A 26,431-nucleotide genomic window follows, 5' to 3' on the forward strand; every position below is an offset into this window, starting at 1 on the left:
GCCCCCGGCACCCCGTTCCTGCCGTTCGCCCCGCCCTCACCCCCGCCCTCACCCCCGGAGCCCCGCCATGACCCGCACCGCCCGCCCGCGCCGCTACCTGATGTGCCGTCCGACCCACTTCGACGTCAGTTACGCCATCAACCCCTGGATGGACCCGGCCAAGCCGGTCGACACCGCCCTGGCCGTCGCCCAGTGGGAGCGGCTGTACGAGCTCTACCTGGAGCTGGGCCACCGGGTCGACCTGATCGACCCGATCCCGGGCCTGCCGGACATGGTGTACGCGGCGAACGGCGCCACCGTGGTGGACGGGCGGGTGCTCGGCGCCCGCTTCCGCAACACCGAGCGCGCCGCCGAGGGCCCGGCGTACCTGGACTGGTTCCGGGCCCACGGGTTCGCCACCCACGACCCGGCGCACGTCAACGAGGGCGAGGGCGACCTGCTGCTGACGGAGCGTTACCTACTGGCCGGCCGGGGCTTCCGGAGCGTCTCCGCCGGGCACGCCGAGGCGCAGGAGTTCCTCGGCCGCCCGGTGGTCGGCCTGGACCTGGTCGACCCGCGCTTCTACCACCTGGACACCGCGCTCAGCGTGCTCGACGGCGACCGGATCATGTACTACCCGGAGGCGTTCTCGGCGGGCAGCCGGGCGGTGCTGGCCCGGCTGTTCCCGGACGCGGTGCTGGTGGCGGAGGAGGACGCGGTGGCGTTCGGCCTCAACGTGGCCAGCGACGGGCTGAACGTGGTGCTGCCGGAGCCGGCCACCGGGGTGGCGGCCCGGCTCCGGGAGCACGGCTTCCGCCCGATCGGGGTGGATCTCTCGGAGCTGCTCAAGGGCGGTGGCAGCGTCAAGTGCTGCACCCTGGAGATCCGCGAGGCGGTCTGACCGGCGGCCGGGAAATCCCTGGTCGCGAGCGGTCGGAACCCCGATCAACGACGGCGATCGACGCACGGTGCTCGTGCGTCGATCTGCCGTTGAACGGCCCTTGCCATGCTGATCCCGTCAGCCCGGGGAGGCCCCCGGGAGTGCCGGGGAGAACCCGGAGAACCCCTTCCCGCCAGGGAAGACCACCCAGGGAGCAGTCATGGCGAAGAACTCGACGATCGGCACCGCCCGGATCCGTCTGGCCGTCGCGGGCCTCGGCCTCGGCACCCTGCTGGCCCTCGGCCTGGCGGGCACCGCGATGGCGGACGGCGCGGAGGGCCCCGCCCAGGGCGGGACCACCGCGCCGACCGCCACCCCGACCCCGACCGCCACGCCGACCAACGGCAACGCCCACGGGGACTGGAACAGCACCGGTTCCTGATCCCGGCCCGGCCGTCGCCCGTAGCGGCCCGACCGTCGCCGGTGGCACGACCGCCGCCCGTGGCACCGGGATCCGCCGAAGAACCCCGCGCAGAACCGTTTCTGCCGCCCCGTCATCTCACCGGACGATCAGGGATCCACCAGCGCGAACGCCGGCTCCGCGAGCAGCCCCGCCACCTCGGCGGCCTCCGGCAGCCCCAGCCGCCGGAAGATCGCGTGGGCCTCCCGCAGCCGCGCCCCCGCCTCGGCCCCGCGCCCGAGGTCCGCCAGCGCGCAGCCGAGCACCACCAGCGCCTGCGCCTGGTCCCGCTCGGCCCCCAGTTCCTCGCAGAGCCGCAGCGCCTGCCCCGCCTGGTCGAGCGCCTCGTCCGCCCTCCCCAGCTCGCGCAGACTGTCCGCCAGCCGGTAGCGCGCGTGCGCGGCGCGGTCCCGCAGCCCGGCGGCCACCGAGACCGCCAGGCACTCGCCGAACCAGGTCACCGCCTCCTCGTGCCGCCCCAGCGCGTGGTGCGCCAGCCCCAGCACGTACAGCGTGTACGCCCGGCCCGGGTCGTCCTGCCGGGTCCGCAGCTCGGCCAGCGCCTCGTGGCAGATCGTCACCGCCTCGTCGGCCCGCCCGCTGCGCACCCGCGCCAGCGCCGCGTTGACCGTCGTCATCAGCGCGCCGGAGCGGTGCCCGAGCCGGTTGGCCAGCAGCAGCGCCTCGTCGTAGTGGTCCACCGCCTCGTCGTAGCGGCTCAGGAACTGGCAGATCAGCCCGAGGTCGTTCAGCGCCTGGCGCAGGATCACCGAGTCCCCGGCGGACCGCGCGGCCTCCACCGCCCGCCGGGACGCCGCCTCGGCCGCGTCCAGCCGGGTGGCGGCCAGGGCGACGTTGCCGCGCAGGAAGTGCGCCCGCCCCTCCGCCCGGACGTCGCCGTGCCGGGCGGCGGCCTCGGCCAGCGCGTCGGCGGTCGCGGCGAGCTGACGGCTCGGCGGGGTGAGGACGAACGGGGTGAGCGCGATCAGCAGATCGGTCGCCGCGCGCAGGGCCGTGCCGGACCCGGCGGCCGGGTCGGCCGCGACCTGGGCCGCCAGCGCGACCGCGCCCGCCCGTTCTGCCGCCGCCCACTCGCGGGCGGCCTCCCGGCCGGACAGCGGCACGCCGGGGGAGCGGGCCGGCCCGAGCGCGCCCGCGGCCGGATCGCCCGGCACGGCGTGCTGGAACGCGCTGCACGCGGTGGCCAGCAGGTGGTCCAACAGCCGGTCCCGGGCGGCGACGGCCTCCCCGCCGTCCTGCCCGGCCCCGTCGGCGGCGCCACCGGTACCGCCGACGACCTCGCCCGCCCCGTCCGGCCCCGGCCCCCGGGCCGGTCGTCGCCGGGCGAACGCGCGGAGCAGGTCGTGGTACCGGTACCGGCCGGGGAACGGCGATTCCAGCATCGCCACGTCCACCAGCGCCTCCAGCAGGTCCTCGGCGTCGTACTCGTCGAGGTCCAGCAGCGCGGCCGCGGCCGCCAGCCCGATGTCGGGACCGTCCACCGAGGCGACCAGCCGGAACGCCCGGGCCTGGTCGGCCGTCAGCTGCCGGTGACTCAGTTCGAAGGCCGCCGCGACCGCGAGGTCCCCGATCCGCAGCTCGTCGATCCGCCGCCGCTCCACCTGGAGGCGGCGGCTGAGCGTCTCCACCGTCCAGCCGGGCCGGGCGGCCAGCCGGGCGGCCACGATCCGCACCGCCAGCGGCAGGTGCCCGCAGGCCACCACCAGCTCGCGGGCGGCCTCCGGTTCGGCCGCCAGCCGCTCCGCGCCGATGGTGCGCCCGAGCAGGTCCAGCGCCTCCTCCGGCTGGAACACGTCCAGGTCGACCTGGACCGTCGCCGGCAGCCCGGCCGGGCGGGTGCGGCCGGTGGTCAGCACCGCGCAGCCCACCGCCCCGGGCAGCAGCGGCCGGATCTGCGCCGCGTCCTTGGCGTTGTCCAGGACGAGCAGCAGCCGCCGGCCGTCCACCACCGAGCGGAACAGCGCCGAGCGCGCGTCCAGCCCGTCCGGCACCGCGTCCGCCGGGACGCCGAGCGCGACCAGGAAGCCGCTCAGCACCGCTTCCGGATCGGCCGGCACCGGGTCCGAGCCGCGCAGGTCCACGTACAGCTGGCCGTCCGGGTAACCGTCCCGGACCCGGTGCGCGACGTGCAGCGCCAGGGCGGTCTTGCCGACCCCGCCCATGCCGACCACGGTCGCGACCACCAGGGCCCGCGGCTGCCCGGGGGCCCCGCCGTCCGGGTCGGGCGGGGCGGCGGCCAGGGCCGCGTGCAGCACCCGGACCGGCGCCGTCCGCCCGGTGAAGTCGGCGGCGTCCGGCGGCAGCTGCGCGGGCCGCGGCGGGGCACTCGCCGCCCGGGCGCCGCGCCCGGCCGGCTCCGCCCCGTCGCCGGGGTCCTCGGCGGTCCCGGCCCGGTCCGTCGCCGCGGCCCCGGCCTCCGCCCGTCCGGCGCGGGGGCTGCCCGGCCCGGCGCCGGACGCCCCGGCCGGGGCCGCGGACGGCCCGCCCGCGGCGGTGCCCGGCGGCTGCGGCGCGGCCAGCGTCGCGTCGCCCTCCAGGATCCGCCGGTGCAGCTGCTCCAGTTCGGCTCCCGGCCCGACCCCCAGCTCGGTCAGGAACAGCTGCCGGACGCCGCGGAACACCGCCAGCGCGTCCGCCTGCCGTCCGGCCTGGTAGAGCGCCCGCATCAGCAGCCCGTAGGCCCGCTCGTGCAGCGGGTGCTCGGTGGTGAGCGCGGTCAGCTCCGGTATGCACCGCGAGTACCGGCCGAGGGTGAGGTCCAGGCCGATCCGCTCCTCGAGCAGCGTCAGCCGCAGTTCCTCCAGGCGCTGCCGGTGCCGCTCCGCGAACGGCCCCGGGATCCCGGCCAGCGGCTCGCCCTGCCAGAGTTCGAGCGCCTGGTTGAGCAGGTCGCGGGCGCGCAACGGGTCGGCCCGGGCGATCCGTTCCGCCTCGGCGGCCAGCGTCTCCGCCTGCTCCGCGTCGACCGCCTGTCTGGGCAGGACGAGCCGGTACCCGTCGCCCATCGACATCAGCACGCTGCCCGCGGCCTTCTCGCCGGGGTTCTCCTCCCCGGCCGCCACGGCGTCCAGCACCTTCCGCCACCGCCACGCGTACGTCCGTACGGTGGTCATCGCCGCCCCCGGCGGCTCCTCGCCCCACAATGCCGCGATCAGATCCGTGGCGCTGGCCGAATGGCCGGGCCTCAGTAGCAGTACGGCCAGCATGGCCTGCTGCTGTGGGCTGCCCACCTTGAGCGCCGTCGCGCCGCGGTGAGCCCGCATCAGACCCAGTACGGAAAAACGGAGATCGCTCATACTGCCCCCTGCTGCCCCAAGGACAGTGCCCGCCCCGTTCGTGCACATGTCAGCTGATATGCGAAATGTCAACCATAAGGTCGGGCCCGGTGTCGAGACTCCGTTGAGCCTGTGGTGACCGGGCGTTGAACCCCACCGGCAAGAATCACCCTGCCGGGGCCCTCCGGAGACGGTCCGGTCCGTGCCCCTCCTTCACCTCCCGCGACCGGGTACCCCCTGTGCCCGGTCGTGATCGCCCCCGCCCTCGGCCGTCGGCGGCGTGGGGCGCCATGACCATACCTTCGGAGGCGGACGTCCGTGAACACCGCTCTGCTGTACCACCTGCTCGATGTCGACCCGGCCGACGGGCCGGCCGAACTGCTCCACCGCGCCCGCGGCAGCCGTCACCTGCCCCACCTCGTGCTCTCCGCCCTGGCCCGCGAGGACGTCCGGATGGGCGAACCCGCCCGCGCCGAGCTGCGCCGGGCCCGCGCCCGCGCCGACCGCTACGCCGGCCTCGCCCTCGACCTGGCCCGGTCCACCGGGGTCCGCGCCATCCACGGCCTCCCGCTGGCCGGCTACTACCCCGCCGACCTGCTCCGGCCGCAGGCGTCGCTCGACCTGGTCGCCCCCGGCGAGGCCGCGCTCTGGCAGGCCGTGGTCCGCCTGGTCACCGAGCACCCGGTGGAGACCATCGACATCACCCTGCTCGGGGACCGCCCGCACCACACCGCCGTCACCGTCCGCTGGCCGGCCGAGGACCCGCTGCTCGACCCCTGGTACCGGGTCGGCCTCACCACCGCCGCCCTCCCCGGCAACCGCGTCACCGTGCCGGTCCGCCCCTACCTGGTCGCGGACGAGCACGTCGAATGCCTGATCGCGCTCGCCGAGTCCCAGTTGGTGAACGGCCGGCACCCCGCGCCGGGAGAGCCTCCCGCCGCCCCCGACCCGCTCGTCCTGCTCGACCTCTCCTGTCTCGCCGGCCAGCCCTTCGAACCCGCCGAGACCGCCGCCGTCCTGGCCGCCTACCGCCTCGCCCCCGAGGCCGCCGCCCTGCTCGACCTCGCCGCCCCGCTGCTGCCGCTCGGCACCCTGGCCGCCGTCCGCACCGCCCTCACCCCCGAACTCGCTCCCGAACGCCGCCGCCGCGCCGAGGCCGCCGCCGCCCCCCGGCTGCCCGTCCGGCACGGCACCCTGCTGCGCCGCACCGTCATCCGACACACCTGGGACGAGGCCCGGCTGCTGGGCTCCGGCGACTCCCACCACGGCGGCGCCCTGCTGCTCACCCCCGTCGCCGACTACCTCCTCGGTGCCCCCGAGGCGACCCCCACCCTCGCCGACCGCAGCACCGCGCTGGACGCCCTGCACCGCTGGGACACCCGCTGCTGACGGTGGGTCGGTTCCCCGTCGACATCCGTGCCGCGGTTCGTCCCCGACCTGCGGGGACCTTCCGCCGTTCCGCTCGCGGGGCCGCGCCGCTCGGCCTACTGTCGTCCCACTGGAACGCGGGGGGCGACGTCCGAGGGGGACCATCGTGCACATCTACTGCGACCGCTGCGGGTTCGAGCGGGACTACACCGGGGCGCGGAACCAGGACGGCGTGCGCTGCGCCGTCTGCGGCCTCGGCCACATGCGCAACGGTCGGCCGGCCCGGGGCTTCACGGTCGGGGCCGACTTCCGGCCGGTCCCGCGGAACATGGTGGTGCCGGACTACCGGGTGGTCCGCTCCGGCAGGCCCTCCGTCCCGGGCGACTTCAACTACTTCGCGGGCATCAAGGGCCGGGCGTACCAGCAGTTCATCCAGGAACACACCAGCTACATCGGCGAGTTCACCAACCTCCTGGTGCCGGACTCGGACCGGTTCGCCTGGCTGACGCCGTACACCGGCAACAAGCACAACCGGACGCACTTCACCCAACTGGCGCTCGCCCGGGTCGCCCAGGCCCAGTTCGTCGACAACAGGGGCCGACTTCCCCGGCTGATCGAGCCGTTCGTCGGCTCCGGCCAGATCTTCCTCAACTCCGAGTGCTGGGGCAAGGCGTTCACCGGCGGCGTCCAGCTGTTCGCCTCGGCCGTCGCCGGGGACCTCAACCACTACGTCGTCGGCAGCTACTGGACGATGCGCAGGCTCGGCGCGCGCTTCGTCGACGAGTACCTGCGGTTGGCGACGGTGTGGGACGGCGAACTTCACTCCAGCTTCGCCCAGTTGCTGTACGACCTCCAGAACGGCCGGACCGTGCTGGCCCGTTCCGGGGACGATCCGGCGACCGCCATGGTGACCTGCCTCAAGTACATCTGGCTGGTCAACCGCTGCGTGCACGGCACGAAGCTGAGTCCCACCGGCGCGGTCGTCGCCACCTGCAAGGACCGCACGGCCGGCGAGTTGGCCGCGCTGCGCGACCAGGAGCGGGACCGGCTCGGCGCGGTCCGGGACAAGGTACTGGGCACCATGATCGACTTCGAGTGCCGCGACTTCCGCCGCACCTGCGAGCTGGCCGACCCGGGCGACATCGTCTTCATGGACTGTCCGTTCCCGAACTTCAGCAATGCCGTGGTGCCCGGCGACGCGGTGTCGCCGGAGACGGCCGACTCCACGACCGCGAACACCTACGGCACGGGGGACGACGGGGCGGAGTTCCAGAAGGCCATCGTCGACGTCTCCCGCGAGCTGGCCCGGGGCGGCGTCACCGTCCTCCTCTGCAACTTCGCCAATCCCGGCCTGGTGCACGCCTATCAGCGGCTGGTCGCGAACGGGGTGGCGGCCAGGGACCTCAAGTACCACACCTTCACCTACCGGTCTCCCGCGACCACCGGCGAGGCGTACCAGCTCACCGTCGTCCCCGGCGCCGGGAGCCGCGCCGTGGTGGCCTGTCCGCGCCAGATCCTCGCCGACTGGCACCAGCAGGGCGGCGACGACGTGCTCGCCGGAGCCTTCTTCGCCCCGCGGGAGGTGCTCGACGAGACCGAGATGGACTTCCAGCTCCAGTACGACGCGAAGGAGCTGCGCCACGAGGAGAAGGACGGGGACTTCGATCCGCAGTAGGGCCGGGCGGCTTTCATGGACAGGTGTCCAGGTATGCTGGACGCCTGTCCATGAGAAGGAGTCGACCCGTGCGTACGGCCGCGAACGTCCTGGTGGCCCTGGTGGCCGCGCTGCACCTCTACATCCTGGTCCTGGAAATGTTCCTGTGGCAGCGGCGGCCCGGCCGCGACCTGTCCGGCTTCGACACCGAACTCGCCCGGACCACGGCCCCGCTGGCCGCCAACCAGGGGCTCTACAACGGCTTCCTGGCGGCCGGTCTGGTCTGGGGCCTGATCGCCGGCGGCTCGACCACGACCGGCTTCCAGGCCCAGGTGTTCTTCCTGTCCTGCGTCGTCGTCGCCGGTGTGTACGGCGCCGCCACCGCCAACCGCCGGATCCTGTTCGCCCAGGCCCTGCCCGGCGCGCTGGCCCTCGGCGCCGTCCTGGCCGCCGGATGAGCCCGGACCGCGGAGCGGCCCGCACCCCCGAGGACCCCCGGGCCGATCGCACTCCCGGACGCGCCCCCGAGGACCCCCGGGCCGCCCGCACCAGGGCCCGGCTCCGGGAGGCCCTGCTGGCGGAGTGCGCCGAGCAGCCCCTCGCCGCGATCGGCGTCGCCGCGGTGGTCCGCCGCGCCGGCGTCGGCCGGGCCACCTTCTACGTCCACTACGCCGATCTGGAGGCCCTCGCCGTCGACGCCTGCGCCGACGTCGTGCGCGAGGCCGTCGACGCCCTCCACGCCTGGCGCGGCCTCCCCGATCCGGCCGCCCCGCCGCCCGCCCTGGGCGCCTTCCTGGCCGCCCTGCTCCCGCACGCCGACCTCTACCGCTCCCTGCTCACCCCGGGCGGCGGCGGCCCCCTCGGCCAGGTCCTCCACCGCGGACTGCGCGAGCGCAGCCGTACCGAACGCACCCTGGCCGGCGCCCCGCAGGCCGACCTGGTGGCCTCCATGGTGGCCGGCGCCTTCACCGCCCTCCTCGCCGACTGGCTCCACGGCTCCATCGACGCCACCCCCGCCGACCTCGCCGCCCGCACCTGGCGCCTCCTGATCTCGCTCCACCGCACCCCGGGCCTGTAGGGCGCGGGGCCGCTCACGCCCCCGGCGGTGCGCGGAGGGCCGAGGGCGTCCGCCCGTACCAGCGGTGGACCGCGCGGCGCAGGGCCCGGGCATCGGCGTAGCCGGTGCGGGAGGCGATCGCGCCGAGGCCGAGGTCGGTGTCGCGGAGGAGTCCGGTCACCCGGGCCCTGCGAGCGGCCTCGACCTCGCCGCTCCAGGTGGCGCCGTGCTCCTCCAGCCGGCGCTGGAGGGTCCGGGTGCTGATGCTCAGGCGCTGCGCCACCGCGGACAGGGTGGGACGGCCCGCGTCGTACGCCGACGCCAGCGCGGTGCGGAAAAGGTCGAGCCAGCTGTGGAGCGGGACGGAGTCGGCGAGCGTCTGTTCGGCATGCCTGCGCAGCACGGTCGACAGGCCCGGCGGGGCGTGGGGCGACGGCGCCTTCAGGTCCGCGGCGCGGAAGGTGATGGAACTGACCGGCTCCCCGAAATCGATGGCGCGGGTGCCGTAGAGCTCGATGAGGGCGTCGTGGTTCCGGGGCACCTCGGTGGCCAGGGCGACGTGCACGGGAACGAGGTGACGCTGCGCGGCATGGCTCAGGCGTGCCTGGAACAGGCCGAGCGCGCACGCGCGGACGGCGCAGGCGGCCTCGAAGGCCAGGTCGGCCCCGTTGGTGTGGGTGACGGAGACGTGCTGCCCGTGCTCGCGGACCTGGATGCTGTCCGTGGTCACGTCGAGGATGGCGCCCAGGTAGGTCGCGGCATCACGGATCCCCTCCAGCGGGCTGGGCGCGCAGGTGATCAGGTAGTCCCAGATCCCGAGGCCGCCGATGGGCGACTGCTGGGTCATCAGCAGCGCGACCTCGGGCCAGGAGGTGTGCTCGGTCATCAGTTCGGCGATACGGACGCTGGTGAGGGTGGGGGCCCGGCACAGGTCGTCGTTGAGGTGCTCCGGCGCGAGGCCCAGCAGGTGCGCGTATCCGTTCACGGGTACGCCGAGGACGCGGGCGGCGTTGACGTTGAGGCGGGTGAGGGCCGAGGAGGTCGTCCCCCGGTGCGCGTGCGGGATCACAGGGGCCGAGCGTAGAGCAGCCCGAACAGCAAGATCATCACGGGGTCCGCCCCCGGGTGCTCCCGCCATGGCGCGCAAGGTCCCCCTGCTGGCGCGCGATGTCCTCCTCGAAGGCGCCCTACGGCGGCTAGCGTCGTGATCGTTCTCGTCCGAGCCCGCCCGATCCGTCGGGTCCGGGCTCCGAACGGCCGCTGCTCCGCATCCGGCCGGGACGACGGGAGCACCGCCACGCGGAGGAGCCGGTGGGATCCCGCTCCGGCCCGCACCGACGACGGCCCGCACCGACGACGGCGCGGGGCGGTCGACAGCGGTGGACAGAGGTCGACAGCGGTCGACATCCGAGAAGACGATCCGAAGGAACGCACGATGCAGAAGTTCGCCACCCCCGCTCCGGTCACCGCCGTGCTGGACATCCCGGCCGGACGGGTCCGGCTCGTCGCCGCGGACCGGGCGGACACCACGGTCGAGGTCCTGCCCGCGGACGCCTCGAAGGGCCGTGACGTCAAGGCCGCGGAGCAGACCACCGTCGACTGCGAGGGCGGCCTCCTGCGGATCGACGCCCCCGCGCCGAAGAGCGGGATCCTCGGCGACACCGGCGCCGTCGAGGTGACCGTCCACCTGCCCTCCGGCTCCCGGGTCGAGGCCAGGGCCGCCAGCGCCGACCTGCGGGGCGTCGGACGCCTCGGTGACGTCAGCCTCGAATTCGCCCACGGCTCGGTCGAGCTCGACGGGACCGGGAGCGCCCACCTCACCCTCCAGGCCGGCGACATCCGGGTCGGCCGCCTGGACGGGGCCGCCCGGCTCACCACGCAGAAGGGCGACATCACCGTCGTCGAAGCCGTGCGGGGAGAGGTGGCCCTGCGGACCGAGGCCGGGAACCTGACCATCGGCGCGGCCCGCGGTGTCTCCGCCGCCCTGGACGCCGGCACCACCCACGGCCGGATCGACAACGCGCTGAAGAACAGCGAGGGCACTCCCGCGCTGAGCATCCACGCCACCACCGCCTACGGCGACATCACGGCCCGCAGCCTCTGACGGTGGTCGAGGGCGCCGGCGGACGCTTCGTTCCGACCGGTGTGACGGGGAGGGCAGGTCCGGGCGCCACAGGGGAGTGCCCGGACCTGCCCTCCCCGTCACGCATGACGGGGAACGGACCACCACGCCGACCGTTCCACGCCCCGGAGTCCCGTCAGGAGGCCGGGGCCGCCGCCGTCCAGCCCTGGAGGGTCGGCAGCACCGCCTCCGCGATCCGCCGCAGGGCCGCGTCGTCCTCGGTCGTGGCGTCCCGCTTCCAGAACGAGACGTCGAACGAACCGCCGCGCCCGTCGGCGCCCTTGGCCACGACGAGGTGGTGGCTGTAGCCACCGGGGCCAGGGCTGTCGGTCGGCCGGTTCCCGCCGACGGTGCGCGTCCGGTAGGCGGTGGTGGGGTGGCCGAGCACCGGCGCCTGGTCGCGCGGCAGGTCGGAGAAGAGCAGGAAGTCCGCGGGCGCCAGGTCCGGTTGATCGGTCACGCCCACCTGGACGCTTCCGATCTGTACCTGCGCGGTGGCGACGGGCGGCTCCTTCCCGTCGCCGTCCAGCCGCAGGACGAGGTGGGACCCGGCGAGGGACACCCGCCCGCCGGGGACCCCGGCGAGGTCCGGCAGATCGGGGCGGTTCAGCGCCGCGCACAGCGCGGGATAGCCGGGCGCGTCGTCGGCCTGCGGCGGCGCGCAGGCCCCGTCGTCGTCCGACTTCGCGTCCACGGCGCTCCGCTCGTCGACCGCCATCAGGGCGCCGGCCACCACCAGCACCATCACCAGCACCACGCCGACCCACCCCGCGCGGCCACTGCGCCGGGTGACCTGCGCGCGCGGTCGCGGTCGCGGGGGTATCCGGCCGGGTGCGTCGGGCGCCTCGGACACGTCGGGGGAGTCGGACACATCTTGATCGTTCACGCGCGGACCGTACCCGTTCGGCCCCGGACCTTGTCGGATCCACCGGACCAGGCCGGCGTCAGCGGCAGAGGGCCGCGTCGACCGCGTCGGTCAGGCGCGTGCCGGTGGCCGCGTCCGGGATGGTGGTGACGGTGATGTTCGCGGCCCGGCCGTCCTCCGTGACGCCGCCCCGGGTCCGGTAGCCGGGCGAGGTGCCGCCGTGGCCCCAGACGAGGCCGCCGCAGGTCAGCGGCCTGCTCTGGATCCCGAGGCCGTAGCGCACCCCGTCACCGAGGAGCTCGGCCGGGACGGTGGTGCGCATCTGGGCGAGCTGGGCGGCGGGCAGCAGCCGTCCCGCCAGCAGCGCGCCGTAGAAGGTGTTGAGATCGGTGTTGGTGGACACGACCGCCCCGGCGGCCCAGGCCATCGAGGCGTCCATCGCGGTGTAGTCGATCAGCGGCGCGCCCGGGGCGGTGCGCAGGTAACCGTGCGGGTGGGGCTCGTGCACGGCGGTGTCCCCGGCGGCCGGGACGTAGGTGTGGCGCAGGCCGATCCGGTCGACGACGCGCCTGGTGACCTCCTCGCCGAAGGGCCGGCCGGTGACCTTCTGGATCAGCAGCCCGGCCACCAGGTAGTTGGTGTTGCTGTACTCCCAGCCGGTCCCGGCGGCGAACCGCGCCTTCTGGGCCAGGGCCCCGTCGAGCAGTTCGCGCGGTTCGAACCAGCGGAACTGGATGGTGGTCCAGTCGGCCAGCGCGGGGGCGTCCATGTAGTCGGGCAGGCCGCTGGTGTGCTGGAGCAGCTGGCGGACGGTGATGTTCCGCCCGTCGAAGCCGTCGCCGCGCAGGAGGCCCGGCAGATAGGTCTCGACGGCCGTGTCGAGGCCGACCTTGCCCTCGGCGACCAGCTGCAGGACGACGACGGCGACGAACGCCTTGGTGTTGCTGCCGGCCCGGATCTGCCCGTCGACCGGGACCCGGGCCCCGGTGGCGAGGTCGCCGACACCGGCGGTGTAGGTGCGGTTGCGGCCGTCGCGGCCCTTGACGGTGGCGAGGGCGGCGGGCATCCCGTCGTCCTTCACCAGCGCGTCGAGGCGCTGCTGCACGACGTCCGGGCGCGGAGCGGCGGAGGCCGGGGAGACGGCGGGGACGAAGGCGGTCAGGGCCAGACCGGCGGTGGCGGCGGCCGTCGTGGCGTACCGCACGAGGCGGATGCGGTGCGCAGCGCGCTGCGGGGCGTGGTCGTTCATCGGGACTCCACTGCTGGGAAGCGAAGGGGGAGGGGGGAGCAGTACGGCCGGGCGCACCGGGTGGCCGGTGCGCCCGGCCGGCGGGCGACCGGGGGTCAGCGGCAGAGGGCCGCGTCCACCGCCTGGTCCACGTGCTTGGTGGTGTCGCCGTCCGGGATCGTGGTGACGGCGAAGTTCACGGCGCGGCCGTCCTCGGTGGCACCGCCGGCGGTCTCGTAGCCCGGGATCGTCCCGCCGTGCCCCCAGGCGACGCCGCCGCACGAGAGCGGGCGGCTCACCAGGCCGAGTCCGTAGCGGACGCCGGGGCCGACCGCCTCGGCGGGGACGGTGGTGCGCATCTGGGCGAGCTGGGCCGCGGGCAGCAGGCGGCCGCCGAGCAGCGCGCCGTAGAACCGGTTGACGTCCGTGTTGGTCGAGACGACCGCGCCGGCCGCCCAGCCCCAGGACGGGTCCAGCTCGGTGTAGTCGCTCAGCGTCCCGTTCGCGGCGCGCTGGTAGCCCTTGGGGTGGGCCTCGTGGATCGTCATGTCCCCCGGGGTGGGGAAGTAGGTGTGGCGCAGGCCGATCCGGTCGATGACGCGCTTGGTGATCTCCTCGCCGAGCGGGCGGCCGGTGACCTTCTGGATGATCAGGCCCGCCAGCAGGTAGCCGGTGTTGTTGTACTCCCAATCGGTACCGGGCGCGAAGTGGGCCTTCTGGGCCAGTGCGGCGTCGAGCAGCGTGCGCGGCTCGTAGTAGCGCTTGGGATCCTTGAGGATGCCCTCGCGGTCGACGTACTCGGGCAGGCCGCTGGTGTGCTGGAGCAGCTGGCGGACGGTGATGTTCCGCCCGTCGATGCCCTCGCCGCGCACCAGGCCGGGCAGGTAGGTGTCGACGTTCGCGTCCAGGCCGACCTTGCCCTCGGCGACCAGCTGCAGGACCACGACGGCGGTGAAGACCTTGCTGTTGCTGCCGATCCGGACCTGCCCGTCCACCGGCACCTTGGCCTTGGTGGCCGCGTTGCCGACGCCGGCCGTGTAGGTGCGGGAGCGGCCGTCGCGGTCCTTGACGGTGGCGAGGGCGGCGGGCACCCCGTCCTTCTTGACCAGTGCGTCGAGGCTCTGCTGCACGGAGTCCGGCCGCGGCGCGGCGGAGGCGGTGCCCGGTGCCAGGACGCCGGCCACGACGGCGGCGGCGATCATCGAGGTCACGGCCGCCACCGCGCTGCGCCGGCTGCCGCGGAAGCGCTTCGGAAGGGGGTGCTGCGGGGCGTGCTGGTTCACGGGAAAGCCTCTCTGGACGGGGCGCCGGAGCTCTTCTCGGCGCCCTCCAAGAGGATCATTCGACGGACCGTCAATCCGTCGGCGCGGGGGACGAGACCGCACCGGGAACGTGCTCCGGGCCGGGCCCGGGTACAGGACCGTGCTCCCGGGGCCGTCGGTCCGGTCGCGTCCGGCCGTGTGCCCGGCCGTGTCCCGCCGCGCGCCCGGTTGTGTCCCGCCGCGCGCCCGGTCGTGCGGGAAATGCGGTGGCGGCAGGGGGCGTCCGGGGACGAGCATGACCCGCATGAACGATCAACCCGAGCGATGGACCCAGGCGACCGTCTACCCCGACATGTGGCTGAACCCCGAGGACGACCCCCGCGACAACGAGGGGCCGGGCCCGGACGGGGAGTTGCCGACCCTGCGGGAGGCCATCACCAACTACCGGCTCACCCTCCGCCTCAAGTGCGAGGGCCTGGACGCGGAGCAGCTCGCCCGCCGTTCGGTGCCGCCGTCGACGATGTCGCTGCTCGGGCTGGTCCGCCACCTCGCCGAGGTGGAGCGCGACTGGCACAACTGGATCACCGACGGCGAGCCGCTGCCCAAGCTCTACGGCGCGAGGGACGCGGACTTCGACGGCGCCGTCGCCGACCGGGCCGTGGTGGAGGCCGCGTTCGCCGACCTGGAGCGCGAACAGGCGTCGTTGGACGCGGCGCTGGCGGTCCACTACCCGGACCTGGGCGTGCGCGCGGGCCGCGAGGGGCTCGCGATCCGCGAGGTACTGGTGCACATGGTCGACGAGTACGCCCGCCACTGCGGCCACGCGGATCTCCTGCGCGAGTGCGTGGACGGCCGGGTCGGCCAGTAGCGGTTCCTGGGCCGGCCGGACGGTGGCCGTCACCCGGACCCCGAGGTCCGGCGGGTCTTCGTCGTCTCCGGCGGCCGTGTGTCCCCGATGGGGAGATCGTGCCCCGGGCGGACTGGGTCGACGCCCGGAAGAGTGGGTGGGGACGGTCGGGCGCGGTGTCGCGCTCCGGTCGGGACGTCCCCGGATCAGCGACCGGCCGGACGACCAGTGGTCCGGCCGGATCGCTGCGCGCGGCGGTTTGCCGCGGTGGTGATCATCCGCCGAGGCGGGCGAGGAGCAGGCGTGCCCGCCGGGTCTTGGCCTCGGCGCGGTTCTTGGCGTGGACGGCGCGGGCGAGGCGGTTCTGCTCGGCCTCCCGCATCCGCTCGTCGATGATCGCGCGCGCGGTGTCGAGATGGTAGGTCATGACGGTTCTTCCCCCTGCCGACGGATGGCCCGCCGATGCTTCTGCATCAGCCCCGAGGCCGCCCTTGCACTTACGATTCTACACCATTTTTCGAGACCCGATCGTAATTTCGGAGCCGGTTTGGTCTGTTGTCCTGGTGTTTGAAGGTTGGTCGGTTGGTGAGCATTGGGGGTGCCGGGTGTGGCCAACCGTCGTCGGGGGCCGGTCCCGCCGGAGTGGGGGGGGGGGGGGGGGGGGGGGGGGCCCCCCCCCCCCCCCCCCCCGCCCCCGCCTTTGCCGCCCGGTGGACGTCAGGCGGATTCGACCGGCAGGCCGGCCTCGACCCAGTCCTGGATCCCCTCGCGGTACTTGCGGACGTCGGTGTAGCCGAGGGCGGTGAGCCGGTCGGCGACCTGGCCGCTGTTCGGGCAGGCGGGGTTGGAGCAGTAGGTGACGATCGCGGCGTCACGGTCGGGGAGTACGACCGAGGCCCGGGCGTCGATCTCGGCCGCGACCAGCACCACCGCGCCGGGAAGGTGCTGCTGGGCGTAGTAGTCGCCGCCGAGGGTGTCGACGACGGTCACGGCGTCGGCCTCGATCGCCGCCGCCAGTTCGTCGCGGGTGATGAGTGCGGTCATGGTGCCACCTCCAGGTGAATCGGACTACAGTCCTGTTATGACTCACGACAGTAGCGGACCGCAGTCCGGTTTTGCAACGCCCCTGGAACTGCTGCGCACGCCGCCGCCCAAGGAGCGCGCGGACGCGGCCCGGAACCGGATCGCGGTCCTGGATGCCGCCGGCCGACTGTTCGCCGAGCACGGCGTCGAGGCGGTGTCGATGGACCAGGTCGCCGCCGCGGCGGGCGTCGGCAAGGGCACGCTGTTCCGCCGCTTCGGCGACAAGTCGGGGCTGGCCGTCGCTCTGCTCGACACCCGCGAACGAGTCCTCCAGGAAGCCGTCCTGCACGGCCCGCCCCCGCTCGGCCCCGGCGCGCCGGCCGGCGAACGCCTGGCCGCGTTCCTCGACGCCTACTTCGACTACCTGCTGGAACACCTGGCCCTGGTCCGGATGTCCGAGACCGCCGCCCCCGGGGCCCGCTACCGCATCGGCGCCTACCGCTTCTGGCACCGCCACGTCGCGATCCTCCTCGCCACCACCCCCGACCCCGACCCCGCCGCCCACGCCCTCCTCGCCCCCCTCGCCGCCGACCACGTCGCCGCCCTCCTCCCCGAACTCGGCGAACAGCGGATGCGCGCCGCCCTGCGCCGCCTCGCCGAACAGGCGTTGTGACGGCTGCCGCCGGCGGCCTGCGCTGCGCCTCGGTGTCCAGGGTCCTGGGCCTGGGGAAGTGAGCACCCCAAGGCCCGATCGTGTGCGATCCGTGAGCTGTGCGAGTGCCGCCCGGGCGCTGGGTGCATGCGTGCACGGGTTGCGGGGGACCGTGCCGGAGGTCCCCACCCCCCAGCGAAGGCGGCACCCCCATGCAGCGCAAACGAATCGCCCTGTTCCTCGCGACCACCGTCGGCACGGCCCTGCTGGCCGCGGGCACCATGGCTCCGACGGCCTCGGCCCAAACCACCTCCACCCACGCCGGGACCGCGTCGACACGGGCGAAGGGCTGCGTCAACGCCGACCGCTGGCCCTTCGTCGTCAACAACCGGACGAGCGGATCCGCGGTGGTCTACGACCAGCCCAACTGCACCGGACGCGTCCTCGGCGTGGTGCCGGCCGGGCAGAGCAGGGTTTTCGAGTTCGGCCGGAGCGCCTACTTCTCGCAGTGACGACCCACCGCCCAGGGCCCCGGCCGGACGCGGTCGGGGTTGGGGTCGGGGCCGGGGTGGGGTATCTCTTCCTCCCCGTCGCGGCGGGCGTGCAAGGATCGGGTGATGCGGGAGAACAGCGTTGATGACCCGCGCGACCTGTGGCGCGCGGCCGAGCGGATCGTCAACGAGGTCGCGCAGGGACTCCGCACCCTGGACGAGGGAGCCGCCTGGTTCACACTCCTGTCCCCGGTCGAGCGGCGGGCCGTCCTCGACCAGGTCGGCGGCTACGCGATGCAGGCGCACATCACGGCGGAGGACGGCCGCGCCGGGGTGGCCCGCTCCGGTGTGAAGCCCACCGCCAACCCTTCCGTGATGATCTGTCTGGATCCTCCGCGCCACGGGTTCACGGCTCTGCCCGCCGAGGAGCACATCAAGGCGTTCCGTGTCCTGGTCTCGGTGTTCTCCGTCGCCGACACCCGTCGCAGGCGGACCCACTGCCAGGGCGGCTGCGGACACGCGTGGCACAATCTCCCGTCCTCGGACGGTCCTTAGGGGGACGGGCCGTCCGTCCGCTCGAAGGTGTTCGCCCGGTTGGCCGGCTGCTCGGTGTCCAAGAACAACTGGCTCCTTCCCCCGGCGCAGTCGAGCGCGGGGTCGGTGATGAACCCACCGGCCTCAGCGTCCTGCCAGGGTTCCAGGTGCTCGCCGCACTGCGGACCGAACCCGAGCCGGACCCGAACATGATCTGCTCCGAGACCCCCGAGAGCGCGATCGCACCGCCTTCGCCGTTCGACCACTGCCCACCGAGGTCGGCCTTCTCGACGACCACCCTGCGGCTCTGCAACTCGGGTCCGCAGCCGACGGCCAGGAGGAGCGGTGCGGCGGCCGCCACGGCAATGACCGCCGTCCGGGTGGCCAGGCGGGCCACTCGATCTGCTCGGTCCGAAGGAGCTGCTCGGTGACGCCGTGGACGCCCATCGACCTGAGGACACGTGCAGCTCACGAGCCTCTGGCCGCCCCCTGACCCCGCCGCCCGTCGGCGGAGCCGAGGCCCGACACCGTCACCAGCACCGGCCGCCGGGCCGGTGACCGTCCCGGCGGCACATCCAGCCACCGGGCCGGGAAAGGGATCACCCCCGCAGATGCGGGGAGCAGTCGTCGGTCTCGAACTCCAGATCCTCCCAGAGGGGATCAACCCCGCACGCGCGGGGAGCAGGGGTCGTGGCCGGTGGTCCGGCACGGCTCGCAGGGATCAACCCCGCACGCGCGGGGAGCAGACCATCCCCCAGACCGTCACTGCCACTCCGACGGGACCAACCCCGCACGCGCGGGGAGTAGAACCCTTCGGCGGTCTCGCTGGACGAATACGCGGGACCAACCCCGCACGCGCGGGGAGCAGGACGGCGAGGTCCGGGTCCTGCCGGACGCCGAGGGGACCAACCCCGCATGCGCGGGGAGCACTAGGCCGTGTTTCAGAAGTGATCTTCAGTCGCCGACGAAGATGAGGTAGCGGTGCGGCTTGAGTTCAAGCTGCTCGGCCAGGGCAAGGACTTCTGCTGCGGCCTCGGCCTCGGGCGCTGAGGCGCTGTCGATCAGCGCCTTCAGCTCCGGGATCAGGAGCCGCATCTGCGACCTGTTGAACCAGGTGTCGTCATAGGGATCGACGTAGCCAAGCATCGGCGAGGCCAAAGCTTCGGCTCGTCGGCATAGGTCACCGATCGCCGGGTGCATGCAAGCCGCCAGGGTCTCTCCGGTGTAGGTTCGCACGTTCACGCTGATCGGCATGCAGCCACAGTAGTGCTGGCCACGTTGGGCAGCGACATCGTTTCCGGAGTGCGGCGGCGGGTCACAGCCACTCGTTGATGACCGCGATGGTGACCGTGGCCTCGTAACGGACCGCCAGCTTGTCGTATCTCGTGGCCACAGCACGGTGGCGCTTGAGGCGGTTGATTCCGCACTCGACCGCGTGGCGCTCGCGATAGTCGGCCCTGTCGAACTTCGGTGGACGACCGCCACGGGCGCCCAGCTTCTTGCGGTTGCGGATCTGGTCGGCCTTCTCCGGAATCGTGCAGCGGATTCCGCGTTTCCGCAGGTAGTCGCGGTTGGCGCGGCCCCCGTATGCCTTGTCGGCCCGCACGCGGTTTGGTCGGCGGCGCGGCCTGCCGACACCCAGGCGCGGCACCCGAATGCGCTCCAGGACGGGCTGGAACTGCGGACTGTCGTGCCGCTGGCCGGCGGTGACCAGGAACGACAGCGGCTTCTGCCCGTGCTCGACCGCCAGGTGCACCTTCGTGGTCAGTCCACCACGTGAGCGTCCGAGACCGTGGTCGGCGGGTTCGACTGCGACTCCGCCGGGTTTGTCCCGCTGCAGATCCCCCTTTTGCGGGCGCCCGCGGCATGCTGATGCGCTCGTGCGACCGTGGAGTCCACGCTCACGTCCCAGGTGATCAGGCCTTTCGCGTCGGCCTCGGCCTGCAGCTGGGTGAGGATCCGACTCCAGGTGCCGTCGCGCTGCCAGCGTCGGAAGAGGCCGTAGACGGTCTCCCACTCGCCGTAGCGGGCTGGAACGTCGCGCCAGGGCGCACCGGTTCGCGTCCGCCAGCGTATGCCGTTGATCAGTTGCCGCTTGGACCAGATCGGAGGCCGCCCCCGCTTCTTGCCCACCGGCAACAACGGCTCCAGCCTGGCCCACTGCTCGCTCGTCAGATCTCCACGCCCCACGAGTGGATCGTGGCAGACCTTGATCCACTTCTGAAACAGACCCTAGTTCAGACCCCACTTGATCTGGGTCGGCGCGGGACCAACCCCGCACGCGCGGGAGCAGACCCCCTCGGCAATCGCGCGAGGCTGTCCCGGGGGACCAACCCCGCACGCGCGGGGAGCAGGAGACCCTCGGCGCCTACGACTGGACCATGGAGGGGCCAACCCCGCACGCGCGGGGAGCAGGACGGGAAGGGCGGCCGGCTCCCGTACTCGACGGGACCAACCCCGCACGCGCGGGGAGCAGGACCGCTGGACCGAGACCGGCCGCAGCACTGTGGGACCAATCCCGCACGCGCGGGGAGCAGGAGACGGTCACCGCGGCCGACCCGATCGGCGAGGGACCAACCCCGCACGCGCGGGGAGCAGGCAGAGTGGGCGAAACAGACAGGTCGGGCATGGGGACCAACCCCGCACGCGCGGGGAGCAGAGTCGGTGAGCTGCGGGTTTATCTGACGGTGGGGCGGAATTCTGCAACTTCTTGAGATTCGGGCATTTCGGTCACCTCTATGGGTGGGCTACGAAGCCGGTCCAGCCTATCCCCCCGGGTGGTTCGGACTCCTCCGGTCCGCCTCGGGCTGTACGGGGTGGAGATCTTGGGATGCGGGTTTCGCCCGTTGCGGGGCGGCCTGTTCGATGGTCGCACCTGCGGGCCGCCGTTCGTCACCCACCGCCGGGCTGGACGGGGATGGTGCTTTCGTCCGGGATGTTTGGTTGGCCTCGCCAGGTTCCGTTCGCTGCCCGACCAGCAAACTGGTGTGCCTGAGCCGTGGCTTGGCCTCGGCGAGCAGGAGCGTCCGGGCTGATGCTGACGACCAAGCTTCAAGGCAAGAAGGCGGAGAGCGCCCCGCTCGCCCCCGGAAGCGCCCGGCGATGGCCGGGTGAGCAGGCTGCGCCGTCGCCTCGCGCCGGCATCGACGGGGCGAGGCCAGCAGGAAGGGACGAGTGGCGGCGGGGCGCGACGCGTGCCAGGTCGGTCCGGCGGCCTGCTGCCCCGCCAGCGGGCCGAGCAACTGCGCGCCCAGGCGCCGGAACCGCCCTCGGAACTCGGCCGGCTCCAGTCGATGCGCGCGGAGTGGCGGAATGCCTCGGTGCCGGGCGTTTCCGGAGCATCCAAGGATGCGCACGACAACCAAGCCTGACCACGGACGGGCAGGTCAGGTCCGGGACGCTCCGAGGAACCGCAGTACGGCCAGGACGCGGCGGTGGTCCGCGTCGACCACGGGCAGGTCGAGCTTGGCGAAGATGTTGTTGATGTGTTTCGCCACGGCGCTCTCGCTGACCACGAGCGCCTGCGCGATGCCCGCGTTGGAGCGCCCCTCGGCCATCAGTCCGATCACCTCCCGTTCGCGGGGGGTCAGCCGCGCGAGCGGGTCGCTGTCGCGGCGCAGCAGCAACTGGGCGACGACCTGCGGGTCCAGGGCCGTGCCCCCGTCCGCCACTCGCCGGACCGCCGCCACGAAGTCGGCGACATCGGCAACCCGCTGCTTGAGCAGGTAGCCCACCCCGCTGGTGTTCGCGGACAGCAGGTCGGCCGCGTACCGCTCCTCCACGTACTGCGAGAGCAGCACCACGGGCGTCCCCGGCCACCGCCGCCGGATCTCCATCGCCGCCCGCACCCCCTCGTCGGTGAAGCCGGGCGGCATCCGGACGTCGATCAAGGCGAGTTCGGGCCGGTGCTCCGCCACGGCCGCCAACAGCCCCTCCGCGTCCCCGGCTTCCGCGACGACCTGGAACCCGCCCATCTCCAGCACCTTGATCAGGCCGACCCGCAACAGCACCGAATCCTCGGCGATCACCGCGCGCACGGCAGCTCCGCGGTGATGGTGGTGGGCCCGCCGACGGGGCTGCTGACGTGGAACGCCCCGTCGAGGGAACCGACCCGTTTGGCCAACCCGGTCAGCCCCGTGCCGGCGGCGGTGTCGGCGCCGCCCAGCCCGTCGTCGGTGACGCGTACTCGCAACACCCCGCCGACCTGTCGGACTATCACCTCCGCACGCATCGCGTGGGAGTGCTTCGTCGCATTGGTCAGCGCCTCGGAGATCACGAAGTACGCGACCGACTCCACGCCGGGCGCCACCCGCTCCTCCAGATCGACCCGCAGCCGCACCGGGAGGGGCGAGCGGGCGGCCAGCCCGGACAGCGCCGCGTCCAGACCTCGGTCTTCGAGCACGGCCGGATGCAGCCCCCGCACCAGGTCGTTGAGTTCGGCGATTGCCTCCTTCGCCTCCAGATGCGCTCCCGCGATCACATCGCGGGCATCACTGGGCAGGTCCGGGCGGGTGGCCATGGCCAGACCCAGGTTGACCGCGAGGGACACCAATCGCTGCTGGGTGCCGTCGTGCAGGTCGCGCTCGATCCGGCGGCGCTCCGCGTCGACGGCCTCGATCAAGTCGCTCCGGCTCACGGCCAGCTGATCGACGCGCTCCTGGAGCCGCTGCGCCCGGCTGGGCCCGAGCAGGCCCAGCGCCAGCGACGTCTCGGCCTGGGCCACTGCCCGAGTGGCCCAGGGCAGGGCGCACAGGAGGAGGAGTCCGGCTGCGGTGCAGGCCGGCTGCTGGGTCGAGTAGCTGAACCAGTCCTGGCGGATCCCGGTCGGCAGCGTCCAGGACCAGGCGAGGGCACCGGCGCCCGCCAGGCTCGCCGCTGCCACCGCGAGCACCAGCAGCTCGAGCAACGCGAGCAGCGGGCCCACCAGGAGGTGGTAGCCGATCCTGCGCCAAGGCCGCGTCGCCGCGAGCCACCGGCCGGTCGAGGCCCACGTCCGCTGTCCCGGCGCGGTGGGGGTGAGCCGGGGGACGTCCACGCCGATGAGCACCCGGTAGCGAGCGCGCTGAACAGCCGTCAGTACCGGGGCGCCGAGCAGGACCAGGGCGGCCGACACGGAAGCCGTGAGGAGCCAGCCCCCCGTCCTGGCGGTGGTCGTCGCGGCCCAGGCCCACACGGGCACCAGCGCCAGGTGCGGCAGCACACCGGCGGCCAGGAAGCCGGTGTCCCGCCGCGCCCGGAGGACCGTGCGTCTCAGTCCAGCTGGAATCGTCATGGCACGAAGCTAGGGCAGCGCAGCGGGGCGGTGCCATGACACCTGTACCCGAATTCATGGTGAACCTAGTACCAGCCTCGGATCTTGATCGCTCCCAGCTGGGGGGTGCGGTCCACGACGGGCTCGGCGGCAGGACTTCAATGCGGCGCCCGTTTCGGATTGAGCGCATTGGTCACGGTGCAGCCGCCCTCTCCGGGCATCCGCTGGATCCCGGGAGGTGTCCACACCTCGGTGCGGCCCGGGCTCACGACGGCAAGAAGGCAGTCCTGCTGGTCGAAGCCGTTGCCCTCCACCGCCAGGAGTACTCCGACCCGTCCGCCGTCAGTCTTCACCTCGGTACGGATCGTGGGGGGCAGGTCCAGGGCGGCGATCGCGCGGCGCACCTCGGCCTCCTCCACCCGGCCGCCCTCGGGCACCTGGGGAAGCTGCACACGCAACTCCTCGTAGGGCAGCCGGGGCGGTTCGGGCAGGGGGGCGAAGGCCAGCGGATCGCCGTCCGGGCAGTCCACGTGGCGGGGGTCCTCGCCCCAGGTGGACTTCGGTGACACCTGGACGGTGAAACAGCGCCGCACTCTGACCTCCTCGGAGTTGAACCACGCGTCGGTCGCCGACCCGGACGTGCGGACGATCACGGTGATGCCGTCCCCGTCGTGTGTCGAGGTGCCCGTCAGCCGCAGTACGTCCACCCCATCCATGCGGGCAGCGGCGCGGCCGACCTCCTCCGCCGTGCGCGGGCGCTGGCTGTCGAGGGCTTGACCCACCTTCCTTGCCTTTTCCATTGCGGCGTCCGTCGCCTTGTCCTCGGTGGACGGCACCACCCCACAGCCGGCAACGAACAGCAGCAGCGGGGCGAGCAGGAGCAGTCGGCGCGTCATGCGTCCAGCCTTCCGGCACCGCGCCCGGCGGGCATGGGTCCAGGTACTCAGGACGGCCTGAGTACCTGGGTACTCGTACTCAGGCGGGCGCGGCGATCGCCCCGCCGGTGGAGCCCGGCGGTGCGGCCGAGAAGTCGACGTCGCCGCTGAGACGCGTTCCTATGGCTGGAGAAGCCCAGCTCGTCGGGATCAACCCCGCAGATGCGGGGAGCAGACCGCGAGGTACGGGTACGGCGGGTAGCCGTGGGGACCAACCCCACGCGTGCGGGGAGCTGAGGAGGGCGGACAGTCGGTGGATGATGATCAGGAGACCAACCCCACACCGCGCGGGGAGCAGTCGCCGCAGAGAGGAATGAGGAATACGGCAGCCTCGGGAGGGACCAACCCCGCATGTGCGGGGAGCAGATCAGGCCGATGCCCGGGTAGAACTTACGCGAGGGACCAACTCCGCACGCGCGGGGAGCAGCGGGGCAGCTTGGAGAGGTCGCACGGGTTCCGGGATCAACCCCGCACGCGGGGAGCAGCCCTGCCACCCCCGGCCGGACCCGCTCGACCAAGGGACCAACCCCGCACGCGCGGGGAGCAGGTAGCGCCACCTCCGGTGCCCTTGATGGAGTCGGGACCAACCCCGCACGCGCGGGGAGCAGACCGAGAACCACCACGACCAGGAGAACGCCATGGGACCAACCCCGCACGCGCGGGGAGCAGCCTGGCTGACGCGGACCAGATCGTCGCCGCCCGGGGACCAACCCCGCACGCGCGGGGAGCAGATCCTGGCGGCACTGCCGCAGATCATCGACCCGGGACCAACCCCGCACGCGCGGGGAGCAGGAGAAGTGCGCGCTGATGGTGCCCTCCCACCGGGGACCAACCCCGCACGCGCGGGGAGCAGGTCTGGGTGAGCGGATGCACTGCTTCAGCGCCGGGACCAACCCCGCACGTGCGGGGAGCAGGGTGGCTGCCTGGCGGGCGGCGGCCCGGGTGGCGGGACCAACCCCGCACGTGCGGGGAGCAGTTCAGCGTGTTCGTCTGGACTCCGCCGGGGGCGGGACCAACCCCGCACGTGCGGGGAGCAGAGTCGGTGAGCTGCGGGTCTATCTGGAGGTAGGGCGGAATTCTGCAACTTCTGGAGATTCGGGCATTTCGGTCACCTCTGCGCGTAGGCTGAGAAGCCGGTCCAGCCTATCGAACCGAGTTGCCCAGGCACTCCGGTCGATCTTCCTGGGGCGGTTCGGTCGGTGCGAATGGATCCGGGCTTGTGTTGATGGGGGGCGCGGTCGCTCGCCGGGACTACGAAGGCGTGCCGGAGTGCAGGCCAGCCAAACGCGCGATGTCGTTGGCGATGGCGTCCAGAGGTTCGAGGGTGCCGGTGGAGCGGAACCAGTCCCACAACTCGACCGCGTGGTAGAGGCGGTAGAGGTCGAGGCGTTCGGGGGCGTCGGTGGGGAGGGGGCCGTAGCCGGTGAGGAGGGCTTGGCGTTCGGGGGTGCCGCGGCCGAGGGAGTAGTAGTCGGTCTTGGCGAGGTCCATCAGGGGGTCGGCGGCGATCGCGTTCTCGACGTCGATGATGCCGGTCAACTCCCACTGGCCGTTGGCCTGCTGGCTGACGAGGACGTTGCCCTCGTGCAGGTCGTTGTGACAGAGGACGGCTGCCCGACAGTTGTCGAACAGGGATCCGTCCCGCTCGACCCGCCGCGCGACCGCGTCGTGGAGTCGGTCGTCACCGCCCAGGGTCTTGAACTCCGCGAGCTTCTTGGCGAACTGGTGTCGCATGTAGGCGCCGTTGTCAGGGCGCGGGTCGAGAATGCGGTCGGTCAGGTAGCCGTAGGCTTCCTGACCGATCCGGTGCACGGTGGCCAGGGCCGCGCCCATCTCCCGGTAGAGCGAGACGATTTGCTCCGCGTCGAGATTCTCGGAAGCCTCCGACAGCGGCTGCCCGTCGAGCAGGCTCAGGATCGTGACGGCCCGGCCTCCGGGTGCGCCGGCCCGGTTGTGATGCAGGACGCGCGGGACCGGTAGGGAGTCGAGGTCGGCGAGCAGCTGGTACACGTGGACTTCCTTGGCCTGCTTCCACGCCCACTCGGGTGCGTACACCTTGAGGATGGCGTGGTGGGCGGGATCTGCGCAGCGCAGCTCGTACACCGTGCTCAACTGGCCGCCCGTGCGCGGAACCACGTCGATCACCTCGGCGTCGGGGAACACCTCCCGGAGCAGCGGTTCGGCCCACGCGGTCCCTGGGAGCGACTGATCCGGCTGCGGCATGCGTCGACCCTAGGCAGCGGGGCACATCGCGGCAATCGAATTGCCGGCAGCGGATCGGAGCGATCCGCCGCCGAGGGGCCATCGGTGTCTGCCGGGGTTATTCGGCGGGGGTGCCGTGGTGGAGGAGGGGGAGGTGGGTGCCTCTGGCGAGGGCGTGGAGGGCGTGGGTGGTGCGGCGGTGGTGGTCGGGGTGCATGGTGTCGGGGAGTTGGGTGTGGTGGATCCAGTGGACGGCGGTGACGGTGGGCGGGGGTCGGTGGCGGGTGGTGGTGGATTCCTGGGCGAGCGTGAGGCGGCCGCCCCA

25 protein-coding genes and 2 CRISPR repeat arrays are annotated in these 26,431 nt (G+C 73.3%); of the genes, 11 read left to right on the forward strand and 14 right to left on the reverse strand.

All coding sequences use genetic code 11. The features are described 5' to 3' along the window. Positions 1–67 precede the first annotated feature (67 nt). Both ddaH and ACIQ9P_RS37195 read left to right on the forward strand, forming a co-directional pair. Positions 68–880 carry a dimethylargininase gene (gene ddaH / locus ACIQ9P_RS37190; protein WP_402366271.1) on the forward strand — a complete coding sequence of 271 codons (813 nt, stop codon included), beginning with the start codon at positions 68–70 and terminating at the stop codon, positions 878–880. Between the two features lie 199 nt (positions 881–1,079). Continuing rightward, a complete protein-coding gene (locus ACIQ9P_RS37195) occupies positions 1,080–1,301 on the forward strand; it encodes a hypothetical protein (protein ID WP_402366274.1) in 222 nt (73 codons plus the stop codon). Between the two features lie 128 nt (positions 1,302–1,429). Here the strand turns inward: ACIQ9P_RS37195 and ACIQ9P_RS37200 are convergent, their stop codons facing one another. Beyond that, positions 1,430–4,603, reverse strand: coding sequence for an AfsR/SARP family transcriptional regulator (locus tag ACIQ9P_RS37200; protein WP_402366277.1), 3,174 nt, complete (start codon positions 4,601–4,603; stop codon positions 1,430–1,432). 330 nt (positions 4,604–4,933) lie between these two features. On the opposite strand from ACIQ9P_RS37200, the gene ACIQ9P_RS37205 reads away from it, so the two are divergent. The 4 genes from ACIQ9P_RS37205 to ACIQ9P_RS37220 all read left to right on the forward strand — a co-directional run bounded on the left by ACIQ9P_RS37205 (position 4,934) and on the right by ACIQ9P_RS37220 (position 8,715). Then, complete coding sequence (locus tag ACIQ9P_RS37205; protein WP_402366280.1) at positions 4,934–6,004, forward strand: hypothetical protein; 1,071 nt, start codon at positions 4,934–4,936, stop codon at positions 6,002–6,004. A 145-nt stretch (positions 6,005–6,149) separates the two neighbouring features. Beyond that, positions 6,150–7,658, forward strand: a complete 1,509-nt coding sequence (locus ACIQ9P_RS37210) for a hypothetical protein (protein ID WP_402366282.1) — start codon at positions 6,150–6,152, stop codon at positions 7,656–7,658. Positions 7,659–7,726: 68 nt separating this feature from the next. Then, entirely contained in the window at positions 7,727–8,095 is a 369-nt protein-coding gene (locus ACIQ9P_RS37215) for a DUF1304 domain-containing protein (protein WP_402366285.1), read from the forward strand. Continuing rightward, the gene (locus tag ACIQ9P_RS37220; RefSeq protein ID WP_402366288.1) at positions 8,092–8,715 is read left to right on the forward strand and encodes a TetR family transcriptional regulator; all 624 of its coding nucleotides are present in this window, start codon (positions 8,092–8,094) and stop codon (positions 8,713–8,715) included. The genes ACIQ9P_RS37215 and ACIQ9P_RS37220 overlap by 4 nt, the downstream gene beginning before the upstream one ends. A gap of 13 nt (positions 8,716–8,728) precedes the next feature. On the opposite strand, the gene ACIQ9P_RS37225 is transcribed toward ACIQ9P_RS37220, so the two are convergent. Beyond that, positions 8,729–9,763 carry an AraC family transcriptional regulator ligand-binding domain-containing protein gene (locus ACIQ9P_RS37225; protein ID WP_402366291.1) on the reverse strand — a complete coding sequence of 345 codons (1,035 nt, stop codon included), beginning with the start codon at positions 9,761–9,763 and terminating at the stop codon, positions 8,729–8,731. 366 nt (positions 9,764–10,129) lie between these two features. On the opposite strand from ACIQ9P_RS37225, the gene ACIQ9P_RS37230 reads away from it, so the two are divergent. Next, the gene (locus ACIQ9P_RS37230; protein WP_402366293.1) at positions 10,130–10,798 is read left to right on the forward strand and encodes a DUF4097 family beta strand repeat-containing protein; all 669 of its coding nucleotides are present in this window, start codon (positions 10,130–10,132) and stop codon (positions 10,796–10,798) included. A gap of 154 nt (positions 10,799–10,952) precedes the next feature. Here ACIQ9P_RS37230 and ACIQ9P_RS37235 read toward each other — a convergent pair whose 3' ends face one another. The 3 genes from ACIQ9P_RS37235 to ACIQ9P_RS37245 all read right to left on the reverse strand — a co-directional run bounded on the left by ACIQ9P_RS37235 (position 10,953) and on the right by ACIQ9P_RS37245 (position 14,111). Then, on the reverse strand, positions 10,953–11,702 hold the full coding sequence (locus ACIQ9P_RS37235; RefSeq protein WP_402366296.1) for a DUF6215 domain-containing protein: 750 nt from the start codon (positions 11,700–11,702) through the stop codon (positions 10,953–10,955). Positions 11,703–11,760: 58 nt separating this feature from the next. Next, positions 11,761–12,930, reverse strand: coding sequence for a serine hydrolase domain-containing protein (locus ACIQ9P_RS37240; protein WP_402366299.1), 1,170 nt, complete (start codon positions 12,928–12,930; stop codon positions 11,761–11,763). Between the two features lie 95 nt (positions 12,931–13,025). After that, positions 13,026–14,111, reverse strand: a complete 1,086-nt coding sequence (locus tag ACIQ9P_RS37245; RefSeq protein ID WP_402366344.1) for a serine hydrolase domain-containing protein — start codon at positions 14,109–14,111, stop codon at positions 13,026–13,028. A 364-nt stretch (positions 14,112–14,475) separates the two neighbouring features. Here ACIQ9P_RS37245 and ACIQ9P_RS37250 point away from each other — a divergent pair, with 364 nt between their 5' ends. Then, complete coding sequence (locus ACIQ9P_RS37250; RefSeq protein WP_402366302.1) at positions 14,476–15,039, forward strand: DinB family protein; 564 nt, start codon at positions 14,476–14,478, stop codon at positions 15,037–15,039. Between the two features lie 253 nt (positions 15,040–15,292). Here the strand turns inward: ACIQ9P_RS37250 and ACIQ9P_RS37255 are convergent, their stop codons facing one another. Both ACIQ9P_RS37255 and ACIQ9P_RS37260 read right to left on the reverse strand, forming a co-directional pair. Then, a complete protein-coding gene (locus ACIQ9P_RS37255) occupies positions 15,293–15,445 on the reverse strand; it encodes a hypothetical protein (protein ID WP_402366305.1) in 153 nt (50 codons plus the stop codon). A 290-nt stretch (positions 15,446–15,735) separates the two neighbouring features. Beyond that, positions 15,736–16,062 carry a rhodanese-like domain-containing protein gene (locus ACIQ9P_RS37260; protein WP_402366308.1) on the reverse strand — a complete coding sequence of 109 codons (327 nt, stop codon included), beginning with the start codon at positions 16,060–16,062 and terminating at the stop codon, positions 15,736–15,738. A 37-nt stretch (positions 16,063–16,099) separates the two neighbouring features. Between ACIQ9P_RS37260 and ACIQ9P_RS37265 the strand changes: the two genes are divergently transcribed. The 3 genes from ACIQ9P_RS37265 to ACIQ9P_RS37275 all read left to right on the forward strand — a co-directional run bounded on the left by ACIQ9P_RS37265 (position 16,100) and on the right by ACIQ9P_RS37275 (position 17,739). Further along, the gene (locus ACIQ9P_RS37265) at positions 16,100–16,714 is read left to right on the forward strand and encodes a TetR/AcrR family transcriptional regulator (RefSeq protein WP_402366311.1); all 615 of its coding nucleotides are present in this window, start codon (positions 16,100–16,102) and stop codon (positions 16,712–16,714) included. 191 nt (positions 16,715–16,905) lie between these two features. Continuing rightward, a complete protein-coding gene (locus ACIQ9P_RS37270) occupies positions 16,906–17,205 on the forward strand; it encodes a hypothetical protein (RefSeq protein ID WP_402366314.1) in 300 nt (99 codons plus the stop codon). Between the two features lie 105 nt (positions 17,206–17,310). Then, the gene (locus ACIQ9P_RS37275; RefSeq protein ID WP_402366317.1) at positions 17,311–17,739 is read left to right on the forward strand and encodes a DUF5958 family protein; all 429 of its coding nucleotides are present in this window, start codon (positions 17,311–17,313) and stop codon (positions 17,737–17,739) included. A 933-nt stretch (positions 17,740–18,672) separates the two neighbouring features. On the opposite strand, the gene ACIQ9P_RS37280 is transcribed toward ACIQ9P_RS37275, so the two are convergent. The 7 genes from ACIQ9P_RS37280 to ACIQ9P_RS37310 all read right to left on the reverse strand — a co-directional run. After that, entirely contained in the window at positions 18,673–18,972 is a 300-nt protein-coding gene (locus ACIQ9P_RS37280; RefSeq protein ID WP_402366320.1) for a hypothetical protein, read from the reverse strand. A 61-nt stretch (positions 18,973–19,033) separates the two neighbouring features. After that, a protein-coding gene (locus ACIQ9P_RS37285; RefSeq protein WP_402366323.1) for an IS5 family transposase occupies positions 19,034–19,908 on the reverse strand; the annotation gives its coding sequence in 2 pieces (ribosomal slippage) (positions 19,034–19,561 and positions 19,564–19,908; 873 coding nt in all). A gap of 75 nt (positions 19,909–19,983) precedes the next feature. Beyond that, positions 19,984–20,377: direct repeats of the CRISPR family, unit length 29 nt; unit sequence GGGACCAACCCCGCACGCGCGGGGAGCAG. A 727-nt stretch (positions 20,378–21,104) separates the two neighbouring features. Then, positions 21,105–21,755, reverse strand: a complete 651-nt coding sequence (locus ACIQ9P_RS37290) for a response regulator (RefSeq protein ID WP_402366326.1) — start codon at positions 21,753–21,755, stop codon at positions 21,105–21,107. Beyond that, a complete protein-coding gene (locus ACIQ9P_RS37295; RefSeq protein ID WP_402366329.1) occupies positions 21,743–22,990 on the reverse strand; it encodes a sensor histidine kinase in 1,248 nt (415 codons plus the stop codon). The genes ACIQ9P_RS37290 and ACIQ9P_RS37295 overlap by 13 nt, the downstream gene beginning before the upstream one ends. A gap of 137 nt (positions 22,991–23,127) precedes the next feature. Next, positions 23,128–23,865, reverse strand: a complete 738-nt coding sequence (locus ACIQ9P_RS37300; RefSeq protein ID WP_402366332.1) for a translation initiation factor IF-2 — start codon at positions 23,863–23,865, stop codon at positions 23,128–23,130. A gap of 185 nt (positions 23,866–24,050) precedes the next feature. Further along, positions 24,051–24,941: a CRISPR direct-repeat array (repeat unit 29 nt; unit sequence GGGACCAACCCCGCACGCGCGGGGAGCAG). Between the two features lie 214 nt (positions 24,942–25,155). Beyond that, positions 25,156–26,127, reverse strand: a complete 972-nt coding sequence (locus ACIQ9P_RS37305; protein ID WP_402366335.1) for a phosphotransferase family protein — start codon at positions 26,125–26,127, stop codon at positions 25,156–25,158. A 97-nt stretch (positions 26,128–26,224) separates the two neighbouring features. Continuing rightward, a partial coding sequence (locus tag ACIQ9P_RS37310) for a hypothetical protein (protein ID WP_402366338.1) occupies positions 26,225–26,431 on the reverse strand: 207 nt, incomplete at its 5' end.

The organism is Kitasatospora sp. NPDC094019 (assembly GCF_044764505.1).
GTDB lineage: Bacteria > Actinomycetota > Actinomycetes > Streptomycetales > Streptomycetaceae > Kitasatospora.

What these genes read in the sequence shown, in the direction of transcription:
- ACIQ9P_RS37300 (WP_402366332.1), bottom strand. Translation starts at nt 23,865, where the DNA reads ATGACGCGCCGACTGCTCCTGCTCGCCCCGCTGCTGCTGTTCGTTGCC.
- ACIQ9P_RS37295 (WP_402366329.1), bottom strand. Translation starts at nt 22,990, where the DNA reads ATGACGATTCCAGCTGGACTGAGACGCACGGTCCTCCGGGCGCGGCGG.
- ACIQ9P_RS37230 (WP_402366293.1), top strand. Translation starts at nt 10,130, where the DNA reads ATGCAGAAGTTCGCCACCCCCGCTCCGGTCACCGCCGTGCTGGACATC.
- ACIQ9P_RS37195 (WP_402366274.1), top strand. Translation starts at nt 1,080, where the DNA reads ATGGCGAAGAACTCGACGATCGGCACCGCCCGGATCCGTCTGGCCGTC.
- ACIQ9P_RS37260 (WP_402366308.1), bottom strand. Translation starts at nt 16,062, where the DNA reads ATGACCGCACTCATCACCCGCGACGAACTGGCGGCGGCGATCGAGGCC.
- ACIQ9P_RS37280 (WP_402366320.1), bottom strand. Translation starts at nt 18,972, where the DNA reads ATGCCGATCAGCGTGAACGTGCGAACCTACACCGGAGAGACCCTGGCG.
- ACIQ9P_RS37220 (WP_402366288.1), top strand. Translation starts at nt 8,092, where the DNA reads ATGAGCCCGGACCGCGGAGCGGCCCGCACCCCCGAGGACCCCCGGGCC.
- ddaH (WP_402366271.1), top strand. Translation starts at nt 68, where the DNA reads ATGACCCGCACCGCCCGCCCGCGCCGCTACCTGATGTGCCGTCCGACC.
- ACIQ9P_RS37265 (WP_402366311.1), top strand. Translation starts at nt 16,100, where the DNA reads ATGACTCACGACAGTAGCGGACCGCAGTCCGGTTTTGCAACGCCCCTG.
- ACIQ9P_RS37240 (WP_402366299.1), bottom strand. Translation starts at nt 12,930, where the DNA reads ATGAACGACCACGCCCCGCAGCGCGCTGCGCACCGCATCCGCCTCGTG.
- ACIQ9P_RS37250 (WP_402366302.1), top strand. Translation starts at nt 14,476, where the DNA reads ATGAACGATCAACCCGAGCGATGGACCCAGGCGACCGTCTACCCCGAC.
- ACIQ9P_RS37305 (WP_402366335.1), bottom strand. Translation starts at nt 26,127, where the DNA reads ATGCCGCAGCCGGATCAGTCGCTCCCAGGGACCGCGTGGGCCGAACCG.
- ACIQ9P_RS37200 (WP_402366277.1), bottom strand. Translation starts at nt 4,603, where the DNA reads ATGCGGGCTCACCGCGGCGCGACGGCGCTCAAGGTGGGCAGCCCACAG.
- ACIQ9P_RS37255 (WP_402366305.1), bottom strand. Translation starts at nt 15,445, where the DNA reads ATGACCTACCATCTCGACACCGCGCGCGCGATCATCGACGAGCGGATG.
- ACIQ9P_RS37275 (WP_402366317.1), top strand. Translation starts at nt 17,311, where the DNA reads ATGCGGGAGAACAGCGTTGATGACCCGCGCGACCTGTGGCGCGCGGCC.
- ACIQ9P_RS37270 (WP_402366314.1), top strand. Translation starts at nt 16,906, where the DNA reads ATGCAGCGCAAACGAATCGCCCTGTTCCTCGCGACCACCGTCGGCACG.
- ACIQ9P_RS37245 (WP_402366344.1), bottom strand. Translation starts at nt 14,111, where the DNA reads ATGATCGCCGCCGCCGTCGTGGCCGGCGTCCTGGCACCGGGCACCGCC.